9 protein-coding genes are annotated in these 19293 nt (G+C 68.7%); 4 read left to right on the plus strand and 5 right to left on the minus strand.

The features are described 5' to 3' along the window. The first annotated feature begins 108 nt into the window (after positions 1 to 108). From A5678_RS00115 to A5678_RS00130, 4 genes are all read left to right on the plus strand, one after another. Positions 109 to 1551, plus strand: a complete 1443-nt coding sequence (locus A5678_RS00115) for an amidase (RefSeq protein WP_068036600.1) — start codon at positions 109 to 111, stop codon at positions 1549 to 1551. Between the two features lie 11 nt (positions 1552 to 1562). After that, a complete protein-coding gene (locus tag A5678_RS00120; protein WP_068036605.1) occupies positions 1563 to 2567 on the plus strand; it encodes an NAD-dependent epimerase/dehydratase family protein in 1005 nt (334 codons plus the stop codon). 141 nt (positions 2568 to 2708) lie between these two features. After that, positions 2709 to 3077 (plus strand): hemophore-related protein, encoded by a 369-nt coding sequence (locus A5678_RS00125; protein ID WP_068036608.1) that lies wholly within the window; start codon positions 2709 to 2711, stop codon positions 3075 to 3077. Positions 3078 to 3265: 188 nt separating this feature from the next. Next, a complete protein-coding gene (locus tag A5678_RS00130; RefSeq protein WP_068036611.1) occupies positions 3266 to 3604 on the plus strand; it encodes a hemophore-related protein in 339 nt (112 codons plus the stop codon). On the opposite strand, the gene A5678_RS00135 is transcribed toward A5678_RS00130, so the two are convergent. Genes A5678_RS00135 through A5678_RS00155 form a run of 5 tightly spaced genes read right to left on the minus strand, consistent with a single transcriptional unit; the run spans position 3601 to position 19292 of the window. Continuing rightward, positions 3601 to 4965, minus strand: a complete 1365-nt coding sequence (locus tag A5678_RS00135) for an FAD-binding oxidoreductase (protein ID WP_068036613.1) — start codon at positions 4963 to 4965, stop codon at positions 3601 to 3603. The genes A5678_RS00130 and A5678_RS00135 overlap by 4 nt on opposite strands. Continuing rightward, on the minus strand, positions 4962 to 5987 hold the full coding sequence (locus A5678_RS00140) for an NAD-dependent epimerase/dehydratase family protein (RefSeq protein WP_068036616.1): 1026 nt from the start codon (positions 5985 to 5987) through the stop codon (positions 4962 to 4964). Before A5678_RS00140 ends, A5678_RS00135 begins: the two co-directional genes overlap by 4 nt. A gap of 3 nt (positions 5988 to 5990) precedes the next feature. Beyond that, positions 5991 to 11315 (minus strand): non-ribosomal peptide synthetase, encoded by a 5325-nt coding sequence (locus tag A5678_RS00145; protein WP_068036619.1) that lies wholly within the window; start codon positions 11313 to 11315, stop codon positions 5991 to 5993. Then, the gene (locus tag A5678_RS00150; protein ID WP_231983535.1) at positions 11308 to 18204 is read right to left on the minus strand and encodes a type I polyketide synthase; all 6897 of its coding nucleotides are present in this window, start codon (positions 18202 to 18204) and stop codon (positions 11308 to 11310) included. The genes A5678_RS00145 and A5678_RS00150 overlap by 8 nt, the downstream gene beginning before the upstream one ends. Then, a complete protein-coding gene (locus tag A5678_RS00155) occupies positions 18201 to 19292 on the minus strand; it encodes an ATP-binding cassette domain-containing protein (protein ID WP_082945315.1) in 1092 nt (363 codons plus the stop codon). Before A5678_RS00155 ends, A5678_RS00150 begins: the two co-directional genes overlap by 4 nt. Position 19293: the final 1 nt, after the last annotated feature.

Genomic DNA, 19293 nt, shown 5'->3' on the forward strand with positions numbered 1-19293 from the left:
AAGGTCATCGCTGGCCTGCATGAATTCGTGCTCGGCGGCATCGATCAAAGTGTGCGTACACTCGGCGGGGTATTTAGTCGGACGGGGGGCTGGCGCGAAAGGGCGTGCATGACCGCCGTTGATGATCAGGGCCTGGCTTTTGCCGGGGTGGCAAGGCTGGCGCAGCTGGTGCGCGATCGTGAGGTTTCGCCACGAGAGCTCGTCGAATTCCATCTGGAGCGGATCGCTCAACTGGACCCGATTTTGAATGCATTCCGCGTTGTGCTCGCCGACCAGGCGTTGGCAGAAGCGGCGCAGGTCGAACGCCGGCTGGCCGCAGGCGAAGCGCTACCGCTGGCGGGGGTGCCGATCGCGGTCAAGGACGACACCGATGTGGCGGGAGTGTCGTCGATGTGCGGCACCGCGATCGACACCGGCCCGGTGAGCCGCGACAGTGCCGCCGTGCGGCGCCTGCGGGAGGCCGGGGCGGTGATCATCGGCAAGACGAATCTGCCCGAGTTCGGTGCCGTCCCGATGTGCGAGTCCCCCACCTGGGGTGTCACCCGCAATCCGTGGCACCTGGAACGGACAACCGGAGGTTCCAGCGGCGGTTCGGCGGCGGCGGTGGCGGCCGGCATGGTGCCCGGCGCGCTGGGCACCGACGGTGGCGGGTCGGTTCGCATCCCGGCCGCGTGCTGCGGAGTGGTGGGCCTGAAGGGTCAGCGCGGGTGGATCAGCACCAAGCAATCGCCGGAGCGGGCGTACCGGTTCCACGGGCTGCATCACATCGGTGCACTGGCCCGAAGTGTGGCCGATGCGGCGCTGCTGCACGACGCGATGGCCGGCCTGGAACCCCACGACGAAATCGTCTCGGCGGCACCGCCGCCGACACTGATCGAGGCGGTGTCGCGCGAGCCGCGGCGGCTGCGGATCGCCATGTCCTTCAAACCGGTCGTCCCCGTGCCGGTCAGCGACGAAGTGCGCCGGCCGGTATTGGAGACCGCCGAGCTGCTGCGCTCGCTCGGCCACGAAGTTGTCGAGCGTGATCCGGTCTATCCGCCGGCCGCTGTCCTCTCGGTGTTCGCGCTGATGATGCATGGCCTGGCCGATGAAATCGAGCGGCTGCCCACACCAGAGCTGTTGGAACCGCGGATTCAGGCCGAGGGGCGTACCGCCCGGCTGGTTCCCGACTGGCTGGCGCACCGAGCGCTGGCCGCCCGAGACCGGATGAGCGAGCGCGGGCTGCGGCCCGTCGCCGATTTCGACGTGCTCTTGACGCCGGTGCTGGGTAAGCCGCCGGTGCCCGTCGGGCACCTCGAGGGGCTGGGACCCACCCGCGCGATGGCGCGGGTGCTGGGGTTCATGCCGTTCACCCCGACGCAGAACTACACCGGGCAACCGGCCATGTCGGTCCCGGTCGGAATCTCGCCGCACGGGCTGCCCGAAGCGGTCCATCTGGTGGGGCGGCCCAACGATGGGTTGACGCTCATTTCGCTTGCCGCGCAATTGGAATCGGCGCGCCCGTGGGCTCAGCACCGGCCGCCGGCCGCACGGTATCGCACACCGGCTTGAGTCGACCCGCAATGCACGACGTGGTAACCGGGGCAAGCGGCCTGCTGGGATCCAACCTAGCCGCCGAATTGATCGCTCAGGGGCACACCGTGACCGCGACCCGGCGTCCCAGCACCGATACGAGTTTGGTGTCCGATCTCCCGATCACGTGGGTGTACGCCAACCTCGGCTCGGTTGCTGATCTTCGCGATGTATTCGCCGGCGCCGACGCGGTGTTCCATTGCGCCGCATGCGTTACCACCAGGCGAAAGATCACTCCGGCGGTCTCGGCCGTCAACGTCGATGCGACGCGAGCCGTCGTCGAAGCCGCGATTGCCGTCGGCACGCCGCGCCTCGTGCATACCTCCACCGCAAACACGATCGGACCCACACCGGACGGCGCACCCGCCGACGAGCAGACCCCATGGGGGTGGGACGAGGCTGGGCTGGCAGGAGCCTACCCGGTCACCAAACGGCGTGGCGAGATCGTCGTGCAACAGGCCTGCGACAAGTTGGATGCGGTTATCGTCAACCCCACCTACCTGGTCGGCCCGCGGGATGCCAGACCCAGCTCCGGTCGTCTCATCGTCGAGGTCGCTAACCGCAGAATTCCTTATTGGACACCGGGATACAATAATTTCGCGGATGTGCGCGAGGTGGCGCGCGGCATGATCGCCGCCTGGTCACGCGGGAAACGCGGCGAGCGTTACATCCTGGGCGGCCACGAATTGACGTATCGGGACTTCATTGAGCGAGTGGCTCGGGTGGTCGGGGTTACCCCGCCGCGCCGACGGTTGCCGTATCCGGTCGCATGGATCGGCGGAAAGGCCGGCGACCTCCTCGAGCTGGTCACGAGTCGGGAAACCACTGTGAACTCGATGTCCGTCGGATACGCGTTCACCGACCTTTATCGGTATCGCAGCGACAAGGCGGTGCGAGAACTGGGCTACGTACTGGCCCCGATCGAGCCCGCAATCCGCGACGCGGTCAGATGGTTTCGCGCTCGGGAGATGATCCGATCCGCGGAGATTCGATGACGAAAATCCCCTTATCCCACCGCTACTGAATTCTTAGATACTCCAGAGCCGCGAAGGCGCCTGGACCCCGAAACAGACGCTAGGCTGACATAATCATCGCCGGATCTATCGCGATGTGTTCCCCTTGAAAGGTTATTCACAATGGTCACGTTTTCGTGCACCAGATTGGCAGTCGCGACTGGTGGTCTGGCGTTAATCCTCACCGCAGGAGCCGGCATCGCGTCCGCCGATCCGGCCCCCGGCCCCGGCCCCGCTCCCGATCCCGATCTGGAACGGGTCATCAACTCGACCTGCACGTACGATCAGGCGACAACGGCGCTCAACTCGCAATATCCGGACGACGCCGCGAAATTCAACGGGTCCCCGATCGCGCAGGGCTTCTTGCATCAGTTCGTCGACTCGCCGCCGGATCAGCGCCGGCAATTGGCCGCCCAGATCCAGGGCATGCCCGACGCGCAGCCGTACCTCCAAACGATGAAGAACGTCGCGAAAATCTGCAACAAGTACTGAGCACCGGGCCCGGGCCGTATCAGGCGCAACGGCCGGCCCGGGCCAGGTTGTCAAGGGACCAATGACCCCCGAATTGGACCGATTGGCCGGTTGCTAATTGGTGCATGCAGGGTGAGGCTGTAGTTGAACCGATCAACTAGAGAATGCCGCCGGGGTCGGCATCGACGCCTCAGAAAAAGGGGGGACAAATGTCCACACCGTCATTGGCCAAATTGGCCGTCGCAATTTGCGGGCTGGCATTGCCGTTGACCGCGGGAGTCGGAGTCGCATCCGCCGAACCCGATATCACTCCGGCCGTCAACAGCCCATGCAATTACCAGCAGGTGGTTGCGGCGCTGAACGCGGAGTTTCCGGGTCCCGCCGCGCAATTCAACGCCTCGCCGGAGGCGCAGGCCTGGTTACACGATCTCGTCGATGCGCCGCGGTCCAAGCGCCGGCAGATGCTGCAGGACATGGGAAACAACCCCGACGCCGCCCCGTTCCACGGCATTGTCGTGCCACTGGCCAACTCCTGCCGCAACTACTAGTCCGCTGCGGGCTCGATGTTCTGGTTGACCGCCAAGCGGTTGTCCGGATCCAGGCGCGCCTTCAGCCTGGCGAGGCGGCGGTAGGTTCCTTCACCGAAGCTGGCCCGGATGCGGGCCTGCCCTTCATCGCCGACGAAATTGAGGTAGACGCCGGCCGGACCGAGGGGGCGCAGCGTTTCGTACGCTTCGTCGGTCCATGCCTTGCACCGTTCGGTGTCGGCGCGGTCGGTCCACGTGGTGATCAGATGGACGATGTAGGGATAGTTGCGGGCCGCGAAAGCCGTCGCCTCCGGCGGTACGCGGCTCGGAACGCCGCCGAGCCGGATCAGGTGCACGCGCGTCTGCGGCGCGGGCCGAGTTCGCCCGAGCAGCGCGATCCGCCGGATCGCGTCGTCGGATAACTCCGTCAGAAAAGTCGACTTCCAATAGTTCAGCCGCCCGAACGGGGCGGTGTGGTCGAGGGCCTGTTGCCAAGTGGGATAGGCCATTTCGCGTTCCAGCGCCATCACCGGCTCGGTGGTCACCCTGGGGACCTGTCCCAGCGCGCCCATGGCGGCCCGACCGATCTCGTCCGGTCTCGTCGAGCAGCTGAGCATCGTTACCAGGCGGCGCCCCGAGCCCTCATCGGTGCCGAAGTCGACCAGGGACGCGAGGTGGTCGTCGGCGTTGTTCATCTGGGCGCGAAAGTGTTTCAGCACGGCCTCGGCGTCGGTGTCGTCGTACGCCCACATGCCCCCGATGACCTGATCGACCGGGTGCAGGTCGAGCACGAAGTGTGCGACCACCCCGAAGTTGCCGCCGCCACCACGCAGTCCCCACAGGATCTCCGCGTTCTGTGACCCACTGACGTACAGCACCTCCCCGCTGGGTGGCACGAGCTCCGCTGCGGTCAAGTTGTCGCAGGTCAAGCCGTATGCGCGGGACAACCAGCCGACCCCGCCACCGAGCGTGAACCCGCCCACCCCCGTCGAGGACACCACCCCGCCGGGGCAGGCCAAACCGTGGCGGGCGGTGACCCGGTCGATGTCGCGCCAGGTCGCGCCGGGCTGGACGACCGCGATTCGATGCGCGGCGTCGACCACGACGCCGCGCATGAGGGAGAGGTCGATGAGGATGCCGCCGTCGGTCGAGGAGTGTCCCGCGACGCTGTGCCCGCTGCACCGCACCGCGATCTCGGCTCCCGAACCGACGGCGTAGCGGACGGCGGCGACGATGTCCGCGCGGGAGCGGCAGCGCAGCACAACGGCGGGCCGCTTGTCGATCAGGGCGTTGAAACCCTGCCGCGCCGAGTCGTAGTCGTCGCTTCCCGGGTGGACTATTTGGCCGGTGAAGCCGGGTACCGCGTCGATCGCGCGTGTCATCGCCGTATGCGGGCCCGGGGGTCTGCGGCTTGCTCCGGCAGGTAGTGGTTTTCCAGATACCAGTCGTAGGCGCTCTGGGCGGCCGTCCGAAACGGCGTGTAGGGCACGCCCAACTCGGTGCGGGCCTTGCTGCCGTCGGCGTAGATGCCAACGGACGACAGCCGCATCTGTTTGCCCCCGAGGGGCAATCGTGGGCCGACCACGAAGCGGGCCGCGCCGACGGCGGCCGCGGCAACCGGAATGGTCCACGCGGGAAGCACGACCCGCGGCCCGGACCGTCCGGCTATGTCGTTGACGGTTGCGAAAGCCTCACGGAAGCTGAGGTTCTCGCCGGCCAGGATGTAGTGCTCTCCGGCGCGTCCCCGCTCCGCGGCGGCGATGTGGCCCGCCACCACGTCACCAACCGCGACGAAGTTGGTGCCCCCGGGTGCGGCGACCCGCAGCCGGCCGCGCGCGGCCTGCACGAACATCGCGCTCTCCGTGCGGTTGAGGTCGCCCGGCCCGATGACGACCGACGGATTGACGGCCACGGCGTCGAGCCCCGCGGCGACCGCAAGGCGCAGCTCGGATTCGGCGAGGTGCTTGCTGTAGCCGTATGGGAATTGGCGCGGACGCAGATTGAAGGTGTTGGACTCGGTGAGCAGGTGGCCCGGTTCCGGCACGCCGAGCGCGGCGAGCGAGCTGGTGAGGACGAACCGTCCCACCCCCGCCCGCAGGGCCGCGGCCAACATGTTGCGGGTGCCGCCAACGTTGGTGCGGTAGAGGCGGTTTTGCCCCCGGTAGCGCCAGTAGTCGGAGATTGCGGCCGTGTGGAACACCCAGTCGCAGCCGGCCATCGCGGCCATAAGGGTGTCGACCTCGTCCAGCACGTCACCGACGCAGGTCTGGAAGTCCAGGCCATCCAGTGCCGTCAGCGACGACGTCGGTCGCCTCAGCACCCGGACACCGATCCCCCGTTTGACCAAGGCGGCCACCAGGTTCGAGCCCACGAACCCGGTTCCTCCGGTGACGAATGTGAGCATGGGTCAGAATCGGTAGGTCGTGCAGCCGATCTCGACACCCGAGCCGGCGGTGAGTATCAACGCGATGTCGCCCGGCCGAGCCAGCCCCTGCCGCCGGGCTTGCTCCAGCCCGTAAGGCACGGAGGACGTGAACGGGTCGCTGTCGGCGGCGAGGTCGACGAACCTCGATCTCGGGATGCCGAGCTGGGCGGCCAGCTCGTCGAGCGCCTCCGGGGACAGATACGGCGGGAGCACCGCCGCGATGTCGGTGGGGTTGAGTCCCTCGAGCGCCAGAAGTTCCTTGGCGGCGGCGGGAATACAGCTCAGGTAAATCGCGGCGAGGTTGGGGTCGCGCTCGATCTGTAGCCCGGCCCGGCCGTCCTCCCGCTGCTGGGTGTAGGTGGCCAGGGCCCCGCTGTACTCGGGGTGGTGCTGGAACACGAATCGGCCGAACCCTTCCGGGCCGTCGCTCCTGCTCAGCAGGACCGCCGAGCCCGTCTGGCTGATGCCGCGCTGCGGATAGCCGCTGTCGGGCCCGTTGTTTTCGATCTCCGAGGCGACGACCATCGCGTGTTCGGCCTTGCCCGCACCGATCATTCCGGCGGCGACCTGGCAGGCGTTGAGGAAGCCGACAGCGCCGTTGAGGACGTCGAAGGCGAAGGTCTTGGGCCCGTCGGGGGACTCCACGTCCCCGTTGATGTCGAGTTCGCCGGCGACGAGCGCGGCGACTGCCGGCTCGCTGAGGAAGTCGTCGCGGTACACGCCGGAATTGATGATCAGCCCCACCGCCGTACGATCAAGGCCGCTGCCATCGAGGCACGCCTCCGCGGCCTGAACCGCGAGCTCGATCGAGCTGGGGGAAGCCGGTTGCTCGGCCGGAGCGAGGCCGACGCTGTCGATGCGCACGCGGGGCATCGCCGGAACGGCTCTGTGGTTGCTGTCGGCCGGCATGCCGGGGCCGTGCTGGCCGGCGGCGCCCCGGCGCATCCGGTCGGGCAGGTCGTCGAACGTATACAGCGCCGCGCCGACGGTCTGTCCGGACCCGGTGATCGAAAAGACCACGTTGTCACCGGAATTGATGCGATTGCTCAGGATGTAGTCGTTCAGCGCGACCATGTGGGTCGTGGTGGCGGTGTTCCCCCGCTCCGCGACGTTGTAGATCGTGTTGCCCCGGTGGGCCGCGCCCTCCCCGAACATCTGGTTGATGGCGACGACCGCGTCGTTGAGCGACGCCTCGGACGTCTGATGCATCACCAGGTGGTCGGTGGTCTCCGGGCGCCAGCCGTGGCGCTGCATCACCGAAGCGACGTAAGGCACCGCGTGCTTGACGGCGATTGCGGTCTGCGTGACCGAGTCGGTGAACATGATGGCACCGCCGTGCGGGCCGTCGGTCACCTTCGCGATGCACAGCTTGCTGTAGCGACTGAGGGTGGCCATATCGATGTCGTGGAAGCCGACCTGGTTGTTCGGCCCGCGCTCGAGGACCACCGCCGCGCCGGCGTCGCCGAGGGTCAGGCACGCGATGCGCGGATCCATCGGCCCCTCGATTTCCTGCTGGGCGGTCTCACACAGGTGGCTGATGTATTCGCCGCTGACCACCAGGGCGTTCCGGATCAGCCCGGTCTGCAGGAAAGCGTCGGCGACGGTGATGCCGGTGAACATTCCGGCGCACGCGTTGCTGATGTCGAAGGCCAGCGCATTGGCGAGGCCGCATTGGTCGCGCAGCCGGGTGGCGGTGCTGGGCTCGAACGTGAACCGGTGCCCGAATCCGTCACGCCGGGAGATGTTGCAGGCGATGACGAGGTCGATCTCCTCGCGCCGGTAGCTGGACCGCGACAGGCAGTCGTCCGCCGCCTTCCTGGCAAGGTCGATCGAGAACTCGTCCTCGCCGACCACCCGTCGGTTCTTGATGCCGGTGAGGCGTTCCAGCGGTATGCGAATCTCGTTGGCGCACTCGGCCATAACCGTCTTCGTCGACACCGTTCGCGAGGGAAGGTATACGCCGATGCTCTCGATGACGGTGTTTCGCTTTTCCTCGGGGGTGGCCCGCACCGGCTGCTCCGGGGCCGGCGCCGTGACGACCGCCTCGACGGGGGCTTCGGGGTGACCCGTTGCCTCACCGGCGAGCGGACCGTATTCGGCGGCGAGTTCGGCGATCGTGCCGTAGACGAACATCGACTCCGGGCGCAGCGGCAGGCCCGCGGCGTTCGCCCGCACCGCGACCTCCAGACTCTGGGTCGAGGCACCACCGAGGGCGAAGAAGTCGTCGTTGACGCCGACCCGTTCCAAATCCAGGACGTCGCACCAGATTTCGGCCAGCAGCCGTTCGGTGGGCGTGCGCGGGGCGACGAACGCCGGCTCCTGCGGCCCGGATGCCCTGTCGGCCGCCATCAAGGCCTTGCGGTCCACCTTTCCGCTCGAGGTCAGCGGCAGCGTGTCCGTCACCTCGAAGACGGCGGGCATCATGGCGGCGGGCAGCAGGTCGAGCAGGAACCGGCGCAACTCCGCCGTCGACGGAGCGGCGCCGCCGGCCGGGACGACGTGCGCGACGAGGATGGGGTTGCCGCGGCTGTCGGTTCTGATCACCACCGCGTTCTCGGCGACCGCGGGGTGCTGTGCCAGCGCGGCCTCTATCTCTCCCGGCTCGATGCGGAAGCCGTGGATCTTGACCTGGAAGTCGATGCGGCCCAGGTAGTCGATGTTGCCGTCGGGCAGATACCTGGTCAGGTCGCCGGTGCGGTAGAGCCGCTGGCCGGGCTGCGCGGCATCGCCGCCGAACGGGTCGGCGACAAAGATGGCGGCCGTCAGATCCGGCCGGTTGAGGTAGCCGCGGCCCAGCCCCACGCCGCCGATGTACAGCTCGCCGGGCACACCCACCGGCACCGGTTGCAGGTGCGCGTCCAGGATGTAGGCGCGGATGTTGGCGATCGGTCGTCCGATCGGCACCAGCGTGCCGGATTCGCCACGCTCGCAGTGAAATGCGGTGACGTCAATCGCCGCCTCGGTCGGCCCGTAGAGGTTGTAAAGCTCGGCGTCCAGCGTGCCCAGGAAGTGGTCGCGCAGGTCGTAGGGCAGCGCCTCGCCGCTGCAGATCACTCGCCGCAGCGTGGTGCAGGCTGCCACCCCGGGCTCGGCGAGGAAGCGGCGCATCATCGACGGCACGAAATGCATTGTGGTGACGCCTTTTTCGACGATGGCCCGAACCAGGTAGGCGGAGTCCTTGTGGCCCTCGGGTTTTGCGATGACCACCCGGGCGCCGACGATCAGGGGCCAGAACAGCTCCCAGACCGACGGGTCGAAACTCACCGGTGTCTTGTGCAGCACCCGGTCGTCGGCGGTCAGCCGGTAGGCATCCTGCATCCACAGCAGCCGGTTACGGATCCCGGCGTGGGTGTTGAGCGTTCCCTTCGGCCGACCGGTGGAACCGGAGGTGTGGATGACGTAGGCGAGGTTTGCCGATACCGTCCCGGAGACGGGGGCGGCGTCCTCACCCGACGGCGCCGGCGGCACGTCGAGGCAGAGCCGGTAACCGGTGAAGTCGGGCGGCAGGTGGCCCAGATGGGTCCCCCGGGTGACGCAGACCGGCGCGTCCGGCACGTCGGCCAGCATCGCGGCCATCCGCTGCGCGGGCTGCGCGGAGTCCAGCGGCATGAAGGCGCCGCCGGCCTTGAGGACACCCAGCACCGCCACCACCAGGTCCTCGGAGCGGTCCAGCAGGACAGGCACGACCGTCTCGGGGCCCACGCCGAGCTGGCGCAGCCGGTGCGCGAGACCGTTGGCGCGGCGGTCGAGTTCCGCGTAGGTCATATCGCGGTCGTCACACGTCACCGCGATGGCGTCCGGGGTGCGCGCGACCGTCGCTTCGACCATCTCGTGCAAGCAGGGCGGGCCGTCATAGGCGGCCTCGGTCTGATTCCAGGCGGCCTGCTGGCGGCGCTCCGCCTCGGTGAGCAGCGGCAGCTGCGAGACCGGCCGGCCGGGGTCGGCGACGATGCCGCCCAGCAGGGTGGCGAAGTGCCCGGCCAGCCGCTCGATGGTGCCGGCGTCGAAGAGGTCGGTGTTGTACTGCAGTACGCCGGACAGCTTTCCGTCGTGCTCGCCGACCTCCATCATCAGGTCGAACGGCGCACCGCCCTGCCCGACGTGGAGTGTCTCGAGCGGCAGCCCGCCGTGTTCCGGGCCGGGGTCGTCGGTGAAGCGGCGCGTCTGTTCCCAGGCGAACGAGACTCCGAACAGTGGCGTGCGGCTCGGGTCGCGCGGTGGCCGCAGCCGCTCGACGAGCAGCGCGAAGGGATAGTCCTGGTGCTCGAGGGCGCCCTGCACGGTGTCCTTGACGCGGCCGAGCAGCGTCATGAACGTCGGATCGTCGTGCAGGTCGGCGCGCAGGGCCACCGGGTTGGTGAGGTAGCCGACCAGGCCCTCCAGCGCGACCCGGTCGCGGCAGGCGAAAGGCGAGCCGATGACCAGGTGCCCCTGGCCGCTGTAGCGGTGCAGCAACGTGGCGTAGGCCGCCAGCAGCGTCATGTAGGGCGTCGCGCCCACCTTGCGGCCCAGTTGAATGATCCCGGCCGTCACCGTGTCGTCGACGGTGAACCGGTGCACGGTGCCCGGGTAGGTCTGGACGGCCGGTCGCGGCCGGTCGGTGGGCAATTGGAGGACCGGCAGTTCGCCGGACAGCTCTTCACGCCAGTAGGCCCAGAGGTCCTCGCCCTCGGGGCCCGCCAGCATCTGGGCCTGCTGCTCGGAATAGTCGACGAAGCTTTCCGCGGGCGGCGGAGGCGGGGTGGCGCCGTGCTCGGCGGCATACAGCAAGCGCAGCTCGTCGAGAATGATGTCGATGGACCAGAAGTCGACGGCGATGTGATGCAAACCCAGGAGCAACACGTGTTCCTCGGGTGTGCGCTCGAGCAGCGTCAGCCGCAGCACCGGGCCGGTGTACAGGTCGAAAGGACGGTCGGTCTCGCGGCGGATCCACTCGTCGACCTCGGGCTCACCGGGGCCGAGGTGGCCCCGGGCGATGCGCACCGGCCACTGCGGATGAACGAGTTGGACCGGTTGCCCGTCACGCTCGGCGTACGTCGTCCGTAGCGCGGGATGCCGGTCGACGAGCGCCTGGGCCGCGCGTTCCAGCGCCGCGACGTCGAGCTCGCCCCTGATCCGCCCGGCATACGTGACGTTGTAGGCCGCGCTGGCCGGCGCGAGTTTGTGAATGAACCACATCGAACGCTGGCCGTACGACTGGGGGTGCACCGAGGCCGACTCCTCGGCCTTCTGCATCAGCAGCTGGGCAAGCAGTGCGCGTTTCTTCTCGGGCGACAGACCGGAGATGTCGATGGGTTTGTCAGTCATCGCCGCCGTCCTTCGCGGCAAGCTCGGCGCCTCTTTCGACGCCTCTTTCGTTCAAGACCTTCTGGAGCAGTTCGTCCACGGCATCGTCGGAAAGCTCCGGCACGCGGGTCAGCAAATCGATCCCGCCCGACGGCGCGCCGTCGGCGTGCTGGTGAGCCGATTGCTCCTGGGCGGCCTGCTGCGGCGCCGCCCCGGCCGCCGGCGTTGCGGGCGCGCCGGGAGCCGCCGCCGGCAGATGTTCGCGAAGCCATTCGGCGAGGCTGGCCACGCTGGGCCCCTCCAGCAACCGGGTGACCGGCACGACGAGGCCGAGGTCGCGTTCGACCTGCATGCGCAGCTCCAGCGTGATCAGCGAGTCGACGCCGAGGGTGTTCAGCGGGGTTTGCCTGTCCAGGTTCGCCGGCGCCAGGCCGAGTTTGCCGGCGGCGAGCTCGGACAGGTACGTCTCGAGCAGCCCCTGGCGCTCCTCGGGCGTCGCGCCCTGCAGGGCGTCGTACAGTCCGGCTCCCGGCCCGGGTGCGGGCTCGGCCTGCGGCTTGTCAGCCGAAGGCGCGATGCCCAGGTCTGCGAGCAGCGGCGGCTGCAGGTCGGGCTGCCAAACCGCCCAGTCGATGTCGAGAACCACGGCCTGCGTAGCCGACCGCTCCAGCAACGACGACAGCGCCCGGAGGCTGTCGGCCGCGGACATGGCCTCGACGCCGTATTGGGCGAAGTAGCTTTGCAACTCTGGCCGAGTGAAGAAACCGAGCTCCGCCCATGGCCCCCAGTTGACGCTCAACGCCGGCCGGCCTTCGGCACGCCGGTGCCACGCCAGCGCGTCCAGGAAGGCGTTCGCCGCCGCGTAGTTCGCGGACCCGGGCGGGCCCAGCAGGGACGAAGCCGACGAGAACAGCACGAAGAGATCCAGGTCGGCGTCTTTGGTCAGCGCGTGCAGGTTCCAGGCGCCCTGGACCTTGGGCGCCATGACCTTGCGCAGTTTCGCTTCGTCGAGGCATAGCAGGATGGCGTCGTCGGCGATCCCGGCCGCATGCACGACCCCACGCAGCGGCGGCATCGACTCGGCGATCGATTCCAGCATGGCCGCAACGTCGTCGGCCTTGGCGACGTCGCCCTTGGCGATGGTCACCTCGGTGCCGGCCGCGCGCAGGGCGTCCAGCTTCTCCTGCGCCTCGGCCGAGGCGCCGCCACGTCCCATCAGGACCAGGTGCCGGGCGCCGTGCTCGGCCAGCCACCCGGCCACCACGAGGCCCAGCGCGCCGAGCCCGCCGGTGACGAGGTAGGTGGCGTCTTCCTTGAAGGACGCGGTTTGGGTGGGTTCCGGCCCGTCGTAGCGGGTAAGTCGCTCGACATAGCGGCGGTCGCCCCGGAGTGCCACATCGCCGTCGCGCTCGTCGGCCCACACCTCCCGGAACAGGGATTCGGCCTCTTCCGGGCCGCCATCGGCGGACAGGTCGACACAGGTGCAGCGCAGTTCCGGTTGCTCATGGTCGATCGTCCGGGCCATCCCCCACACCGGTGCCTGCGCGATCGACACGGGCTGGACGTCGGGTGAGGTGGTCTGCGAGGTGTCGGTCACCTGCGTTCCGCGCGTCACCAGCCACAGCCGCGGCGTCGCCGACCAACCGGCCCGCGCCAGCGCCTGCACCAGATGGACGACGCTCACCGGGCCCAAAGTGGCTGCGGAATCCAGCGATTCGAGCGAGGTCTCGGCCGGCGGTGCGGCCAGCAGGTCCCACAGGTGCACCACCCCGCGGCACGGCGGCCGGTCGTCGGTGAAGGCGTCTTCCAGCAGCTGTTTGAAGTGCTCGGGCCGCGTCGGGTCAAGGCGGTAACTGTCGGCGGTGAGACGCTCGAAGTCGCCGTTCGGCGCCGGCTCGACGAGCACGCACCGCTGGGCATGGGATTCGAGCTGCTTCCGGAGGGTGTCCGCGGTGACCGCCCCGTCGCTCAAGATGAGCCAACTGCCGGCCTCGTCCGGCCGGCTCGACCCGTCCCGGTCCGCGGGACCGGGTGCCGGCTGCCAGCGCAGCTGATACATCCGGTCGCGTAGGCCCGCGGCCTCCGTCGCGCCGGTGTCCTGCGGCAGCGGGCCGGTGCCGTTCGGGGTGATGGCGCCGACGTCCAACCAGGAGTGCACGCGCTGCCACGGATACGTGGGTGCGGTCACGTAGTGGCTGCCCGGGGGGTACAGCGCCTCCCACGTGACTGGCTGACCGAGTGTGTAGAGGGTGCCGAGCGACGCCAGCGCGGTCGCCCGCCCGCCGTCGTCACGCCGCATCGACGCCAGGGCGGCGCAACTCCGCCCCAAGTCCTGGGCGTCCTCCCGGATGGAGTTCAGCAGGACGGGGTGCGGGCTGATCTCGACGACGGCGTCATGACCGCCCTCCAGCAGCCGGCGCAGTGCGGGCGAGAAGTGCACGGGCGAGCGGAGGTTCTCCGCCCAGTAGTCGGGGTCGGCGAGTCGGTCGGTGAGCAGGTCGCCGGTCACGGTGGAGTAGATGGGTATCGCCGGTGCGGTCGGCCGCAGTCCGACGAGCCCGCCGCGCAGAGCGGGAACCAGCGGGTCCATCTGCGGGCTGTGGGCGGCCACGTCGACGTCGACCCATCGGCAGAACCGGTCGCGCTGCTGCAGCACGCCCATCAGCTTGGCCAAAACCTTTTGATCGCCGGACAATACGGTCGACCGGTAGCTGTTGCTGGCGGCGATCGAGACCTTGCTTTCCTGGCCGGCGATGAGCTCCTGCGCTTCGGCGGGGCTGAGCTCTGCCGCCATCATGGTTCCGCGGCCGCGCACCGTTCGGAGCATCAGGGCGCGGAAGCGGATCACCCGTGCGGCGTCCTCGAGGCTCAGCGCACCGGCGATGTGGGCCGCCGCAACCTCACCCATACTGTGCCCCACCACCGCGGTGGGCTCGACCCCCCAGGAGCGCCACAGGGCGGCCAGCGCGACTTGCATGGCGAAGATCGCGGGTTGGATCAGGCTGATGTCGGTGAGTTCCTCGTCCTGGGCCAGCAGCTTGATGACCGAATGCCCGAGGTGGGGCTTGAGCGCGCGGTCGCACGCCGCCAGGGCGTCGCGGAACACCGGCTCCTCGGCCTGCAGTCGCCGCCCCATGCCGTGCCACTGTGAGCCCTGGCCGGGAAAGGCGAAGACCACCCTGGGTCGCTGGCCCGGACGGCATTGCCCGACCGAGAACGCCTGCCGTGACTGCCCGTGCCGGTAGGCGTCGAGGGCCTCCGACATCGCGGCGGGTGAGTCGGCGACGACGGACAACCGATGCTCGTAGTGGCCGCGACGGGCCGCGGCCGTATAGCAGAGGTCGGCGAGCGCCACACCGGACGCCAGCGCCGACTCGTACCGTTCGGCCAGGGCGACCAGGGCCTCGGGCGACCGCGCGGAAATCGGCAGCAACTCGGCCCGATCGGGTGCCGTGCCGCGTTCGGCCGTGGCGACCCGGGCCTGCGGGGCCTCGGTCAGCACGGCGTGCGCGTTGGTGCCACCCATGCCGAAAGAGCTGATGCTTGCGACCGCGCGACCGCCGTTTTTCGGCCACGGGGTCAGCGTTTGCGCCACCCGCACCGGCAGGCTGTCGAAGGGGATCTCCGGGTTGGGCTCGGCGAAGTTCAAGCTCGGCGGAATCTGCTTGTGCTGCAACGCCAATGCCACCTTGATCAGCCCGGCGACCCCGGCCGCCGCCTCCAGGTGCCCGATGTTGGTCTTGACCGAGCCGACCAGGCACTTGCTGCCCGGCGGACGGCCGTCCGCCAGCACGGTGCCGAGCGCGTTCGCCTCCATCGCGTCGCCCAGGAACGTTCCGGTGCCGTGCGCCTCGACGTATTGGGCGGTGCCCGGAGATATACCGGCGCGGCGGTAGGCCGCGGCCACCACGGCTTCCTGCGCTTGCCGGTTGGGTGCGATCAGCCCGTTGGTGCGGCCGTCCTGGTTGATGGCGGTGCCGCGGATCACCGCGTAGATCGGGTCGTTGTCGGCCAGCGCCCGGCTGAGCGGTTTCAGGACGACCATTCCGGCGCCCTCACCCCGCACGTACCCGTCCGCGCCCGCATCGAAGGTCTTGCACCGGCCGTCGGGCGCCATCACCTTGGACTTGCTGAAGTTGATCATCAGCGCCGGCGACAGGATGACGTTCACCCCTCCGGCCAGCGCGACCGAGCACTCGCCGTCACGCAGGCTGCGGCAAGCGAGGTGGACCGCAACCAGCGACGACGAGCAGGCGGTGTCGATCGCCATGCTCGGCCCGTGGAAGTCGTAGAAGTAGGAGAGCCGATTGGCGGCGATGCTCAACGCGTTTCCGGTGCCCGTGTAGGCGTCGACAAGCTGCATCTGGTTGCCGCGGAGGTTCGCGTAGTCGGTGGTCGCGATGCCGACGAACACGCCGGTGTCACTGCCGGCGAGCCGCTCCGGCACCTGCCCCGCGTCTTCCAATGCCTCCCAAGCCACCTCGAGGATCAGCCGCTGCTGCGGGTCCATCTGCGCCGATTCCCTCGGCGAGATGCCGAAGAATCCGAAGTCGAACTCGTCGACCTCGGGCAGGAAACCGGCCCGTCGAGTGACCGAGGTGCCCGGCACGGACGGATCGGGGTTGTAGAAGGCGTCGGCGTCCCAGCGGTCCGGCGGGACCTCGCTGATCGCTTCCACGCCGTCGGCCAGCTCGCGCCAGAAGGCGGCCGGCCCGTCGGCGCCCGGAAAACGGCACCCGATGCCGATGATGGCGATCGGCTCGTCCGCGGCGGGCGGGCCGCTGTCACCGGCCGGTGCGGCGGTGCGGTCGACCGCGGTGCCCTTGCCGCCCAGATGGCGGGAGAGCAACTCGATCGTCGGGTGTTCGTAGGCGAGGGTGGGCGAAAGTTCGCACCCTAACCAGGCTTCCAGAGCACCGGTCAGCCGGACGGCGCGAACCGAATCGAGGCCGTAGAAGGCGAACGGCTTGGACGGGTCGATATCCGTTGCGGGAATACCGAGTTCGCGAGCGAGCTGGGCGATCAACCATTCCTGGATCTCCGCCACGGTGCGCCCGGCGTGTTCCGGCGCGGCGGCCGCGGGCTGGATGTCGGGCAGCGGTGCGCGCCATTCGGCGACCGGCTCGAACTGGCCGTCGAGGAACTGCTGGCGGCAGGCGGACCGCTGGATCTTGCCGCTGGACGTGGTGGGAATTCGCAACGGATCCACCAGAACAACGGCGTCGGCCTGGATCTCGTGGTGTTCGGTGATCGCGGTCCGGATGGTGTCGACGATCTGGTTGAGGTCGGCGTCGCCGAGCTGATAGCCGCTCACCTCCTGCACGACCACAACCCGTTCGGGGGCGTCCGGTCCGGCCGCCACCGAAAAGACCGCGCCCCGGCCGCGCATCAGTGCGGGGTGACAGGCCTGCACGGTGAGCTCGATGTCCTCCGGATAATGGTTGGTGCCGCGAATGATGATGAGATCCTTGACGCGCCCCGTCACGAACAACTCACCGGAGCGAAAGAACCCGAGGTCCCCGGTGCGAAGGAACGGGCCCCGGCCGCTGTCCGAAAGATGCGCGCGCAACGCCTCTTCCGTCTCTTCGGGCTTCCCCCAGTAACCCTGCGCCACGCTCGGCCCGGCGACCCAGATCTCGCCGACCTCGTCAGCCCCGCAGGGCCGCCGGGTCTCGGGATCAACGATGATGACCTCCTGGCCGCCCGGTGGCCGGCCGCAACCGACCAACGTCAATGCGCTCGGGTCTTCCGTCGCGACCTCGGCGACCCGGCGTTCACCCAGCGCCGCGCGATCTATGTGCAAAACCACCGGGACCGGGGAGTCTGACCCGCCGGACACCAGCAGCGTCGCCTCCGCCAGGCCATAGACCGGCGCGAACGCCTCAGGCCGAAAACCCGCCGGGGCGAATGCTTCGGCGAAGCCCTGCATGGTCGAGGGACGCACAGGCTCGGCACCGCACATGGCCGTCGACCAGTTGGACAGATCGAGCGCGGCACGCTCCTCGGGGGTGCTGAGTTCGATGCACAGGTCGTAGGCGAAGTTGGGGGCGGCGGTGATCATGGCGCGGTGCCGGGATATCGCCTCCAACCACCGCATCGGGCGCTTGATGAACGCGTTCGGCGGCATGAGGACGGAAGTACCGCCGACATAGATCGTTTCGAGGACGCCGCCGATGAGACCCATGTCGTGGTAGGGCGGCAGCCAGAACACACCGTTCGCCTCGCGGTCGAATCCCGACTTCCACGACTGGCGGATGGTCTCCAGGTTGTGGACGAGGTTGCCGTGCGACAGCACAACACCTTTCGGTGCGGCCGTGGAGCCCGAGGTGTACTGGATCATCGCGATGGTGTCGGCGTCGATGTCGGGTGCAACCCACCGCGCCTCGTCGCCGCCCGTGTCGGTGACGAACCACCGCAACGGATGCCCCTTGACCAGACCGTCCACCGTGGCCTTGATCCGCGCTTGCATCTCTGAGTTCGACAGGGCGAAGCGCGGTTTGGCATCCGCGACGATCGAGGCGACGCGCGGGACCAGGTGCTCGCGCGCCGGCGGATGCACCGGCACGGCGATCGCCCCGGCGTAGAGGCAACCGAACAGGCCCGCGATGAAATCCAGACCCGGCGGGCACAGGACCAGGACGCGCTCGCCGGCGGCGCCGTGCCGCTGCAGGTTGGCTGCGATTCGCTTCGCCCTGCTATCCAGCTCGCGATAGGTCAGCTGGGTGACTTCGGTCTCCTCACCGTCGCGAGAGTAGGTGAAAGCAACCTTGTCCCCGTAGCGGTCCGCCCTGTGCCGCAGCTGCCCGACCAGCGTCGGTGCCATCAGCAACGACGCATCACCCGTTGTCTCCCAAAATGATCCTGCGTGGTCGTCTGCGTGCTCGGCGTGCTGCCTGTCGGCGGTGCTCATCTCGTTCCCTCTGTCGGCCCCGGAGCGGCTACCTCTTCGCCGAACCGTGACGTGTGCGTTGCTCCATCAAGGAGTGAGTGGTTGTGGTTGGTATTCCCTTGCCCCAGAGCGGGTTTGGATCGCGCCAGGATGCCCTCGGTGTAAGCCTCGAGTAGTATGCGGAACTGCTCCACGGTGTAGCCGGTGACGGCCGCGTCGGTGCGTGCGCGTACCGTCGCCGAGCGGGCCATCCGGAACAACGGCCCGAGCTCCCCGACGTACTCGCCGGGGGTGGCGACCTTGACCAGTTCCTCGGCCCCGTCCCCCGATTCGCGCACGACTTCCAGTTCGCCGTCGGTGACGACGTAGATCAAGTCCCCCATGCTGCCCTGCTCGAACAACACCGAACCGCCTGCCAGACGCCGCGTTTCGGGCTCGGAGTCGATCGTCGGGACATCCGGCATCAGCCTGACCACGCGGTCGGCGAACGGCAGGATCCGGGTGTCATGGGTGGCGACCACGACGATGCGGTCACCGCTGGCCAACTCCCTCAGCAGCCGCAACACGCCCTCCGCGCGGGCATAGTCGAGGTGGGCCGTGGGTTCGTCGGCCAAGATCAGCGGTGGGTCCAACGCGATCGCGCGGGCCACCGCCACCCGTTCGCGCTCGCCGCCGCTGAGGTCATTGGGCCGGTGTGTCATGCGGTCCTGGAGCCCGGCGCGGGCCAGCAATTCCTTGGCGCGGTGGCGCGCCGCCCGCCGCGACCAGCCCGCCGCCCAGAGTGGCACCGCAACGTTCTCCACCGCGGAGAGGCTTGCGACCAGGTTGAACGATTGAAACACGATGCCCACGGTGTTGCGCCGGTAGGTGGTCAGCCTGCGACCTTCCAGCGCCGTGACGTCCGTGTCACCGACCTGGACGCGCCCGCTGGTGGGGCTGAGGATGCCGCCGATGCACGACAGCAACGTGGTCTTCCCGCACCCGCTCGGGCCCAACAGGATCACCAGCGAACCCGCCGCAACCTCCAGATTCAGACCGTCGATGACGCGGTTCGGCTCGCCACCGTTGGAGTATTCGACGACGAGATCCTTGATGCGCAGATCACCCATG

The sequence above is a fragment of the Mycobacterium sp. E2733 genome (assembly GCF_001667585.1).
Classification (GTDB): domain Bacteria; phylum Actinomycetota; class Actinomycetes; order Mycobacteriales; family Mycobacteriaceae; genus Mycobacterium.